Source organism: Acidovorax kalamii (assembly GCF_002245625.1).
Classification (GTDB): domain Bacteria; phylum Pseudomonadota; class Gammaproteobacteria; order Burkholderiales; family Burkholderiaceae_C; genus Acidovorax; species Acidovorax kalamii.
This window is the reverse complement of sequence record NZ_NOIG01000007.1, coordinates 81,687-91,453: the sequence shown is the minus strand read 5'-3', so window position 1 is coordinate 91,453 and position 9,767 is coordinate 81,687. Positions and strand designations below refer to the sequence as shown.

Annotated in this window: 13 protein-coding genes and 1 pseudogene; 4 read left to right on the top strand and 10 right to left on the bottom strand. The window is 65.2% G+C overall.

Annotated elements, in window-relative coordinates:
- Together CBY09_RS11460 and CBY09_RS11455 are read left to right on the top strand one after the other, a co-directional pair.
- Window positions 1-1,172 (top strand): ATP-binding protein (locus CBY09_RS11460; RefSeq protein ID WP_094289623.1); only part of this gene is annotated, 1,172 nt, incomplete at its 5' end.
- Window positions 1,173-1,241: 69 nt separating this feature from the next.
- Window positions 1,242-1,985: a Vgb family protein gene (locus tag CBY09_RS11455; protein ID WP_240515687.1), complete on the top strand. Its 744-nt coding sequence runs from the start codon at window positions 1,242-1,244 to the stop codon at window positions 1,983-1,985.
- A 7-nt stretch (window positions 1,986-1,992) separates the two neighbouring features.
- Here CBY09_RS11455 and CBY09_RS11450 read toward each other — a convergent pair whose 3' ends face one another.
- Entirely contained in the window at window positions 1,993-2,373 is a 381-nt protein-coding gene (locus tag CBY09_RS11450) for a VOC family protein (RefSeq protein ID WP_094289621.1), read from the bottom strand.
- Window positions 2,374-2,616: 243 nt separating this feature from the next.
- Here CBY09_RS11450 and CBY09_RS11445 point away from each other — a divergent pair, with 243 nt between their 5' ends.
- Complete coding sequence (locus tag CBY09_RS11445) at window positions 2,617-3,207, top strand: flavin reductase family protein (protein WP_094289619.1); 591 nt, start codon at window positions 2,617-2,619, stop codon at window positions 3,205-3,207.
- 24 nt (window positions 3,208-3,231) lie between these two features.
- On the opposite strand, the gene CBY09_RS11440 is transcribed toward CBY09_RS11445, so the two are convergent.
- The 7 genes and pseudogenes from CBY09_RS11440 to CBY09_RS11415 form a co-directional block, all read right to left on the bottom strand.
- On the bottom strand, window positions 3,232-3,717 hold the full coding sequence (locus CBY09_RS11440) for a hypothetical protein (protein WP_094289617.1): 486 nt from the start codon (window positions 3,715-3,717) through the stop codon (window positions 3,232-3,234).
- 184 nt (window positions 3,718-3,901) lie between these two features.
- A pseudogene (locus CBY09_RS11435) lies at window positions 3,902-4,240 on the bottom strand (tyrosine-protein phosphatase); the annotation flags it as partial.
- A 442-nt stretch (window positions 4,241-4,682) separates the two neighbouring features.
- Window positions 4,683-4,988 (bottom strand): hypothetical protein, encoded by a 306-nt coding sequence (locus tag CBY09_RS23695; protein ID WP_133066280.1) that lies wholly within the window; start codon window positions 4,986-4,988, stop codon window positions 4,683-4,685.
- Window position 4,989: 1 nt separating this feature from the next.
- Window positions 4,990-5,940: a peptidoglycan recognition protein family protein gene (locus CBY09_RS11430; protein WP_240515686.1), complete on the bottom strand. Its 951-nt coding sequence runs from the start codon at window positions 5,938-5,940 to the stop codon at window positions 4,990-4,992.
- A 214-nt stretch (window positions 5,941-6,154) separates the two neighbouring features.
- Window positions 6,155-6,622 (bottom strand): STY0301 family protein, encoded by a 468-nt coding sequence (locus CBY09_RS11425; RefSeq protein ID WP_094289613.1) that lies wholly within the window; start codon window positions 6,620-6,622, stop codon window positions 6,155-6,157.
- Window positions 6,623-6,627: 5 nt separating this feature from the next.
- On the bottom strand, window positions 6,628-7,008 hold the full coding sequence (locus CBY09_RS11420) for a BPSL0067 family protein (protein WP_165773902.1): 381 nt from the start codon (window positions 7,006-7,008) through the stop codon (window positions 6,628-6,630).
- Between the two features lie 160 nt (window positions 7,009-7,168).
- A complete protein-coding gene (locus CBY09_RS11415) occupies window positions 7,169-7,918 on the bottom strand; it encodes a tyrosine-protein phosphatase (RefSeq protein WP_094289611.1) in 750 nt (249 codons plus the stop codon).
- Window positions 7,919-8,071: 153 nt separating this feature from the next.
- Here CBY09_RS11415 and CBY09_RS11410 point away from each other — a divergent pair, with 153 nt between their 5' ends.
- Window positions 8,072-8,914, top strand: a complete 843-nt coding sequence (locus CBY09_RS11410) for an AraC family transcriptional regulator (RefSeq protein WP_094289633.1) — start codon at window positions 8,072-8,074, stop codon at window positions 8,912-8,914.
- On the opposite strand, the gene CBY09_RS11405 is transcribed toward CBY09_RS11410, so the two are convergent.
- Both CBY09_RS11405 and CBY09_RS11400 read right to left on the bottom strand, forming a co-directional pair.
- Entirely contained in the window at window positions 8,875-9,213 is a 339-nt protein-coding gene (locus CBY09_RS11405; protein ID WP_094289609.1) for a DUF2834 domain-containing protein, read from the bottom strand. The two genes, CBY09_RS11410 and CBY09_RS11405, sit on opposite strands and share 40 nt — an antisense overlap.
- A gap of 146 nt (window positions 9,214-9,359) precedes the next feature.
- Window positions 9,360-9,710 carry a DUF4124 domain-containing protein gene (locus CBY09_RS11400; RefSeq protein WP_094289631.1) on the bottom strand — a complete coding sequence of 117 codons (351 nt, stop codon included), beginning with the start codon at window positions 9,708-9,710 and terminating at the stop codon, window positions 9,360-9,362.
- Window positions 9,711-9,767: the final 57 nt, after the last annotated feature.

The following is a 9,767-nucleotide window of genomic DNA, read 5'->3' as shown; positions in this document are numbered from 1 at the left end:
ACGACCCGCCCGCGCTGGCCCTGCGCGGCATCGCCATGGCCCAGCTGGGCGAACACCCGCGCGCCCGCGAACTGCTGCGCCGCGCCGCCCGCGCGTTTGGCGCCCACGAGCCCGTGGCCCGCGCCCGCTGTGTGGTGGCCGAGGCCGAGGTGGCCCTGGCCCAGCGCGACCTGGGCGGCGATGGCAGCAAGGGCCCCGCAGCCCTGCTGGCAGCGGCCCACACGCTGCAGGCCCACGGCGACACCACCAACGCGCTGCAGGCCCGGCTGGTGGCGGCGCGCAGGCTGGTGCTGCTGGGGCGCCTGGCAGAGGCATCCGACATGCTGGCAGCCCACCCGGCCGACGGTGTGCCCCTGCCCACTCACCTGCCCGCCCCGCTGGCCGCCGTGGCCGGACTCACCCGCGCAGAACTGGCGCTGCGCGCCCTGCACATCGACGCCGCCCACGCCGCCCTGCAACATGCCGAGCGGGCCGCACAACATGCCGGTGTGCCCGCCCTGCAGGCCGAGGTGGCCCACGCGCGTGCGCTGCTGGCCCAGCCCGCTGCGCGCCTGCTGGCACCGGGCAGCGAACAGGCACTGCGGCTGCAGGACGTGGCCGCGTTGCGCGCATCCAGCCATACGCTGGTGGTCGATGCCTGCCGCCACGCGGTGCTTGCGGGTGGCGTGGCGCTGCCCCTGGCGCGCCGCCCCGTGCTGTTTGCGCTGGTGCGCGCGCTGGCCCAGGCCTGGCCCGACGATGTGGACCGCGAGGCGCTGATTGCGAGCGTGTTCCGCACCCGCCACCCCGACGAGACGCACCGCGCCCGGCTGCGCGTGGAGATGGGCCGCCTGCGCAAACTCATCGCGCCGCTGGCGGGCGTGGAGGCCACGGCGCGCGGCTTTGTGCTGCGGCCTTTGGCGGGCCGCACCGTGGCCGTGCTCGCCCCCCCGGTGGATGGCGATCAGGGCGCGCTGCTGGCGCTGCTGGCCGACGGTGCGGCCTGGTCCACATCGGCCCTGGCACTGGCCCTGGGCGACAGCCAGCGCACCGTGCAGCGCGCGCTGGCCGAGCTGGAGGCCAGCAGCCAGGTGCGCGCCATCGGCCAGGCCCGCGCCCGCCGCTGGGTGGCCGCGCCGCTGGTGGGATTCACGACGATCTTGTTACTCCCCACCACACAGCCAAATCCCTAAAGTGGCCACACCGCCCACCGCACCACCCCATCAGCGTGCACCGGGCACCCCCCGCAAGGAGCCATCGACATGACCGACACCACGCTTGCAACATCCACCCACGACACCGCCTGCGGCAGCCAGTTGGGCGACACGCCCCCATCGCACCTGCAGCTGCCCATTGCCTCGCGCCGCCCCGCCGAGGTCGTGCGCGAGTACGGCCCCTTCCACGGAGCCAGCACCATCCACGGCGTGACACACGACGGCCAGCGCGTGTGGGCCGCCACGGGCGAGCAACTGGTGGGCTTTGACCCGGCCAGCGGCGCCACCACCCGCACGCTGAACGTGTTGTGTGACGCGGGCACGGCGTTTGATGGCACGCACCTCTACCAGATCGCCGAGTCGCGCATCGACAAGATCGACCCGGCCACGGGCCAGGTACTGGCCACCATCCCCGCGCCGGGCGGCGGCAATGACTCGGGCCTGACCTGGGCCGAAGGCAGCCTGTGGGTGGGGCAGTACCGTGACCGCAAGATCCACCAGATCGACCCCGCCACGGGCGCGATCCGCCGCACCATCGAATCCAACCGCTTCGTCACCGGCGTGACCTGGGTGGATGGCGAGCTGTGGCACGGCACCTGGGAGGGCGAAGAAAGCAGCCTGCGCCACATAGACCCCACCAGCGGCGCCGTGCTGCAGCAGCTGGACATGCCCGCAGGCGTGGGCGTGAGCGGGCTTGAGTCCGACGGGGCAGGCCTCTTCTACTGCGGTGGCGGTGGCAGCGGCAAGGTGCGCGCCGTGCGGCGGCCCGGCGCCCAAGGCCAGAGCGCCTGAACCCGCATCACTTGGGCGGGCGGTGCAGCGCGCAGAGCTTGTTGCCGTCCGGGTCGCGCACATAGGCCAGGTAGAGCCGACCGCCCGGGCCTTCGCGCCAGCCCGGCGGGTCTTCGCAGGTGGTGCCGCCATGCGCCACCCCGGCGGCGTGGAAGGCATCGGCTTGCTCGGGCGACTGCATCGCAAACCCGATGGTGCCGCCATTGGCAAACGTGGCGGGCTCGCCGTTGATGGGCGTGGTGATGCCAAAGGTGCCGTGCGGGCCCCGGTAGAAATAGCGGTTCTTGTTGGCCACACCGGGCGGCACACCCAGCGTGCCGAGCAGTGCGTCGTAGAACACCTTCGACACCTCCAGGTCGTTCACGCCGACCATCACATGACTGAACATCGTGTTGTCTCCATAGGGCCCCGGGGGGCAGTTGATAAACGCTGAGAAGCAGGAGCATGTTACTTGCTGGTAGCAGCGGGACTACGCCGCCCCGGGGTGCGCGGCATTCTCCAAAACCCTGCGACTGTCTCGCCCCGGTTTTTCAAGCCAAAATGGCCGTCTGCGCGCGACCATCAAGCGCCAAAAGCTATGAAATGCATAGCAAATACCCCCCCAACCACAGCGCCCAACGCCTCGCCCCACATGCCCACCCCGCCCCACGCCTGCCCCGTCCCCCTCGACAAGGCCTACCGCCTACTCAACCACGGCCCCACCGTGCTGGTGTCGGCCGCCCACGCGGGCCAGCACAACGTGATGGCGGCATCCTGGGCCTGCGCGCTGGACTTTGCGCCGCCCAAGGTCACGGTGGTGCTCGACAAGGCCACACGCACCCGCGAGCTGGTGGAGGCCAGCGGCCAGTTCGCTCTGCAGCTGCCCACCGTGCCCCTGGCCGCCCTCACCGTCGCCCTGGGCACCGACAGCGCCAAGACCCAGCCCGACAAGCTCCAGCGCCATGGCGTGGAACTGTTCAGCGCCCCTGGCCACCCCGCGCACACCACGCCCCCGCTGGTGCAAGGCTGCGCCGCCTGGCTCCTGTGCCGCGTGCTGCCCGAGCCCCACAACCAGCAGGCCTACGACCTGTTCATTGGCGAAGTCGTGGCCGCCTGGGCGGATGAGCGCGTGTTCCGCCAAGGGCACTGGGAGTTCGACACTGCGCCGGAGGAGCTGCGCACGCTGCACTATGTGGCGGGGGGGCAGTTTTATGCGACGGGGGCGTCGGTGCGGGTCCGCTGAGCCCCACCGCCGCTCCCGCAGCCCTCACAGCCCGCCCGACGACTGCGACTGCAGCTCCCGAATGCGCAGGCCGCCGGGGGTGCGGGCCAGCACCATCGCGTCTTCGCTGGTCACCGTCATGCTGGGCAGGCCGCCTGCCTGCACCGTGGTGCGCTGGGTGTACTGCAGCCGGGCGGTGGTCCACGGAAAGCCGCCGCGTGTGATGCGCACGTTGTCGAACTCGGTCTGTGTGGTGGCCTGCAGCACCGTCAACGCGGCGGCCGATTGCTTGAGGTAGCCACACATCTCTGCCTTGCCGCCCTCGACCTCCCAGCGCCCGCGCTGGCCCTTGGCGGTCAGCTCGACCTTGAGGTCGTCGGCGTAGTCGTCACAGGCCACGCTGTCGCCCTGCATGCTGCGCGCGGCGTGCTGTGTCATCCAGCCCATCACGCGTGGTTCGGAAAACGTCAAACGGCCATGCGCATAAAAGCCACCCAGCAACACCAGGGCGATCAGTACCAGTCGGATCATGAGAGCAAGGGCGCATCAAAGCGCCGCAGAAAAGTAAAGCTGGGCATGCTACCCACCGGGGCCGGCTGAATCCGGGGCATCGGCCCCGCGCCACAGAAAAAAGCGGGAGCCTGCAGCGCACAAGCAACAGTGCGCCGTGGTCGGTGGGCTGCGGGCACGCCAACCAGCAAGGCACATCAGGGCGTCACACCGCCTGCAGGTACCGCCCCGCCAATTCCTTCTGCGCTGCGGCATCCACGCCCAGCACGTCCACCAGATACGCCTGCAGCCCGCCAAAGTCGTTGTCCACCATGTGCAGGGCGGCGTCCAGAAACTCCTCCTGCACGCGCCACAGCACGGCCAGCACTTCTTCGGGGGCGTGGCTGCCCATGCCGGGCGGGCGTTGGTAGAGCGCGTTGGTGAGCAGGTAGTCGTGCATGACCACGTCGCGCGGCACGCCCAGCGTGAGCAGGATGAGGGCGGCGGCAAAGCCGGTGCGGTCTTTGCCAGCGGTGCAGTGGAACACCATGGGCGCGTCGCTGGCCCGAGCAATGTGCACACCTCGGCAATCAGTTGCACGGCTAGTGTGCTCATCGCTGAGATCGCGGCTTCTTCCACCTCAAGGTAGCCTTCGTATTCGGCGAGGTTACGCTTTTGCCGGACGGCGTCCAGTACTCCCCAGCGCGTGAGCCGGCAGTTCAATGTGTGAGCCAGACGCTGGAACACGGTGAACCGGTTCCGCTGCGGTAGCTGTGCCAGCGCAATGCGGCCAAAGCTGCGGCGTGGGCAGCAATGTAGGCACTGGTAAAGCAGCCTTCTTGTAATACACGGGCGAGCTGCACTTCTGCATTGTTGCGGGGCCCCGGCCTTAAGCTGGCCGGTCCGCACCACGTTATCCAGTGCAGCCGTCCGATTCTCCGATCAATGGTGTTCCAGTCGTCTGCACTGAATGCTGTATGCCTATTTGGATGGCATTCGTCTAGCTATTACCTGACCCGCGCTTCTTCAATATATTCCTCGCAGCGATAAGGATCGTGAATTCCATATCGAATACTACAATACGCCAGGAATTGATCTTTTCGCGTGTTGTCAAGTGAATCAAACGAATCACGATCGAGTGTATATTGCGCAGGGTTCCTAAAAAGAACTTGGAACGTTGGATCTGTCTTTATAAAAGGATTCCATCCACTCCCCACCTCATGGTCCCCAACGTATCGATCAAACCCAACAAAAAGCCATGCAACCAGAAACAAAGAAAGTCCACCGACAAAAAAGGCGATTTTTTTTGTCATATCAAGGCTTAATAAAACCAAACTTTGTACGCAGTTGCTCCGCAATGATCATTCCGTAAATTCCCGGGCATGCCCTGCTACTGCCCGCAGCTTGCGCAAATTCCCGATGCCCTCCAAGACGCTTAATAGGGAAAAATTCGGTCAGAGTTCCAACTAATTTTTCCGCTTTGGACATTTGCAGCTCAGATGGCTCATCGTGATTAACCGCCAGTTGATCCTTTTGCACTCCCAAGAACTCAGACACCCCGGCTCGTACTCCCCTGTTACGCGTGACGTTTGCGACACCAGGACCGTAGCGGGATGCTTCACCTCGAACGCTCAAGTCAGCCAAGAAAACCACTCCGATGACGCCCGTGTTTCCTCTTTCAATGTGCGCGCCCTTATGGCGAATATCGAGCGCTTCATAAACCACCCCTCGACAATCGATAGCGTAGTGATAGCTAATTTGTCCGAAGCTACTGATATCGATCTTCTCGGCTTGCTTAAGGGCATCAACACCGCTTGCACCACATGAAAACGAATTACCCGCATGATGAATGGCGATGGACTGGTAGCTCCAGTCATTCTGGGGAATCTTGGCAGGATTCAAAGCCTGCCACGTTTTGCGCTCAACAATATTTACTCGATCAATAATTACTTGTCTTATTTTTTCTTGATCGGCAACAACGCATGCTGCGGTGGGATTGAGAATTCTTATAATATCTTGATCAAGGGCCCTATGCGTCGAACCGTTGGGGAGAATGATAGAGTCTGCAGGTGTTATGCCAAGCATTCTTTGAAAAACATAGATCGCTTGGAGTGTTTCAGGGGAAATCCGACCATCCTCTTTAATGGGCTGATAGCCGATCTTGCAGTTCATATGGCGATTGAGAGCTCGCTGAACCGCTTGTACCTCATGAGGGTTATTTCCAACGGTTTTCCCAATTGGCGAAGTAATTTTAATTTCGGCCATTATTAGAATTTTTATTAAAAGGCACTCTCTCTCAGAGAGTCGTAGTACGGCTCACTCCTGCCTACCAGGCTGCTGAAATACTGGTTTGCTGATGCCAACCGCAAAAGTTCGACCTCATAAAACGGCCTGAGGCGATCTTTCTGAGGCACCCAAGGGGCAAGCGACCATCGGGAACGCCGTTTTTGGTGTTGCCAGGAGGCATTTCAGCAGCCTGCTACCCCGCTGGCCCGCCGCGGCAGCTCCATCGTTTAAGCACCGGTGGCGCGCTGTTCATGTCGTGCTCGGCAACACAAGACGTAATGTTTTTTTCGAGCGGCTTGGTAACGGTGGCCGATGTCCCTGCGTACTCACAAGCCACCCAGTAAACGCGGTCGGTCGGAGCGAGCAGCCATCGCGAGGTGAGCGTCTTGCCTTTGCGCTGCTGGCTGCCAGGCGCCAGTTGGGCCATCTCTTCTGGTGGCCCCGCGTAGAAGGCAATGTTGGCAAGAGGATGTGTGTCGTTGCTGCCGCGGGTTTTCCATCCTGAAGCAAGGGCGGGGGTTGGCGTCTGCTGGACCTGGATTGATGGCGGGCAAGCGATTGCCATGGGCGTCGCTGCGGTACCTGAGGCCTCTTGCGCAATGGCGACGCCGTTCGCGCCCAAAACAGTCAGTAAAAGACTCAGGCCAAATTTATGCGTCATACCGATTACTCCACCACCGAAAAGGCGTCGCCATTGTTGCTGGGGTCCACGTACTTCCCTGTCTTGTCCTTGCCGAGAAACATCAAACGACGCAAGCGGATCGTGCCGCTGCCGGACCATTGATCGACGACCGTGATTCCCGATGCATCCTGGGACACATACAACGCCGCATGGTTGCCAGTGCCTTGGTTTGGGTACTTTCCATTGACGAAGGTTGCGATGGCGGTGCCCTTTTTGAGCAGCATATTGCCTTTCACAGAGCCCCCTTCTCTCCAGAGCGATGCGGCGGGCGCTTTGGCGTAGTGCTTAACAAGTGCAACGCAGTGGTGCGTGCCCACGAGCGGTTGCTTGGCCAATGACTCTGGGTTGTCGTAGATGTATGACATTCGTTTGCTGGCAAAGCCGCACAAACACACCTGTCGGGGCTCGTCCAGGCGCTTGGGGCGGCCGAATTCTAGGAGCGCCACACAGCCGCAAAACGTGACATTGGAAACCACTTGTGCGCAGACATTAGCGACCCTTGCATGTCTGCGACCTGCACGAACCCTACTCTGCCTGCAGGTACCGCCCCGCCAATTCCTTCTGCGCGGCGGCATCCACGCCCAGCACGTCCACCAGATACGCCTGCAGCCCGCCAAAGTCGTTGTCCACCATGTGCAGGGCGGCGTCCAGAAACTCCTCCTGCACGCGCCACAGCACGGCCAGCACTTCTTCGGGGGCGTGGCTGCCCATGCCTTCGGGGCGGCGGTAGAGGCTGTTGGTGAGCAAGTAGTCGTGCATGACCACGTCGCGCGGCACGCCCAGCGTGAGCAGGATGAGGGCGGCGGCAAAGCCGGTGCGGTCTTTGCCAGCGGTGCAGTGGAACACCATGGGCGCGTCGCTGGCCAGCAGCAGGCGGAACAGTTCGGCAAAACGCGGGGCGTTGTCGTGCACAAAGCCCCGGTAGGTGTCTTGCATGAGCCCCACGGCATCTTGGGCGGTGAGCTGGCGGCCGGTGCGCTGCAGCTCCAGCGCGCGCTGCACCACGGTGGGCTCGATGTGCAGCGGATGGTAGGCCACGCCGGGCAATGCGTAAGCGTAGGCGGCGCTTTCGGCCTGGCCGCGAAAGTCCACCGCGCGGGCCACGCCCAGCTCGGCCAGCAGGGCCTGGTCCTGCGCGGTCAGGCCCGCCAGGTGGTCAGAGCGGAAGATGCGCCGCCACTTCACGGGCCGCCCGCCGTGGCCGGTGTAGCCGCCTAGGTCGCGGAAGTTGGTGGCGCCCGCCATGGGCAGGGATCGGGTAGGGGTTGGCTGCATGGTGCGGGGCGCGGGTGTGCGTGGGCCGGTGGGCGAAGCGCAAAGCATAGTCGGGGCGTGCGGCAGACGCGTGTCGCGCGGGTGGCTGGCGCCTTGGCAAATGACCGTGACATGGGCCACCGCTCCTTGCACGCAGGTGTGCAGAATCCAGGCATGCAGCGTTTGGTGCCCGTCCCCCCCGATTTACAGCCCTGGCTGATGGCCGCCGTGGTGGTCGATGCCCCGGCGGCGCTGGCACAGTCGCATTTCCCGGCCATGGTGTCGAGCATGCTGGTGGTGCGGCTGGCAGGCCAGGTGGTGTGCCGGGGTGAGCCCGTGCCGCCATCGGCCTGGATGAGCGCCAGCGCTACGGCCACGGTGTATGAACACAGCGGGCCAGTGCGGGCAGTGGGGCTGGTGCTGCAGCCCGAGGCCGCAGCGGCGCTGTTTGCCAGCGCGCGCGGGCTGGTGAACACGCTGCGGCCGCTGGCTGAACTGGTGGGCCCCGCTTGGGCCGAGGTGGAACACGCAGTGCGCGCGGCGGCGGACGATGGTGCGCGGCTGCAGGTGCTGTGCCAGTTCATCCGCCAGTGGGTTGCTCCGCCATCGCTTTGTGAGGCGCGGCGGCATCAGGCGCTGGCTTTGCTGCACGCGGCCAGCGACGATGCAACAGACGCGGGCCAGCGTCTGGGCCTGAGCCAGCGGCAGTTTGAACGCCGCTTTGTGGCGCACTGGGGCATGGCGCCCAAGCAGTTTCAGGTGATTGCGCGGCTGAACAGCACGCTGGGCAACGCCCTGGCCGCGCCCGGCGACCCGGTGGTGGGCCTGGCGGTGGACCAGGGCTACTACGACCAGTCGCACATGGCCCGCGATGTGCGCAGGCTGGCGGGCCAGCCGCTGCAGGCCCTGGTGCAGGGCAGCCGCAGCCCGGTCAGCGAACACTGGCCCCTGCAGGTGGGTGCGCTGGCGCAGCCGGGTCAGCCGCTGGAGCGGGCTGCGTCCATCCGCAAGCGCTGAGCCAGGTACAGCGGCATCACAAACGCGAGCCCGATACCAAAGCACGCCGCGATATAGGCCCAGCGCCACGCGCCCAGGCGGCGGTCGGCCGCCACCCAGGCCGAGAACGCCACGGCGGCCAGGTACACGTCGCAGGTGATGCCGGTGGTGAGCGCGTTGGCAAAGGCGTCGCGCCAGAAGACACCGGGCATCACGCTGCCACCGGCCAGAAAGTACAGGGTGTTGAAGTACCAGGGGATGGCCAGGCCCAGGGCGGCCAGCAGGAAAAGAAAAACGCGCAGGGGTTGGTGGTGGTGCATCGGTGCAAGCGGCCCTCCAGAATTGAGAAAGGCCTGGGGCAGTGAATCAAGGCACCGATTGAATCCGCGCGGCCCCCTCGCGGGCTAGGAAAAAAGCGACATGCCCACCACGGTCCCATACACCGCCACAGCTCGCCGCCAGCCGCTTACTGCGCAGGCGGCAGCGACGTGACTGCGCCATCCACCGGCAGCTCCTGGCTGCCCTTGGGGCAGGGCTGGTCGGTGTAAGTGGTGCGGCCGTCCCGCACACATTTGCGCGGCTGCGGGGCCACGGGCTGGGATGCGCCCGTCTGCGCGGGGCGGGCCTGCGCAGCAGCGGGGCGCTTGTCGGGCGGCAGGGACTCGGGCCCGGGGCGGGTGATCTTTTTCCAGGCCTGTTCGGTCCAGGGCCCGGCCTGGGGCAGCCACTGGTCGGCGGTCCACCAGGCTGCGGCGGCAGCGGCCAGCAGCAGTGCGGCCAGAAGGGACCAAAGGGCTCGTTCGCGGGGGCTGCGCATGGGTGGGCCTGCGGCGGGATGGATGACCACCAAGCTTAAAACATCACAGCGCCCCAG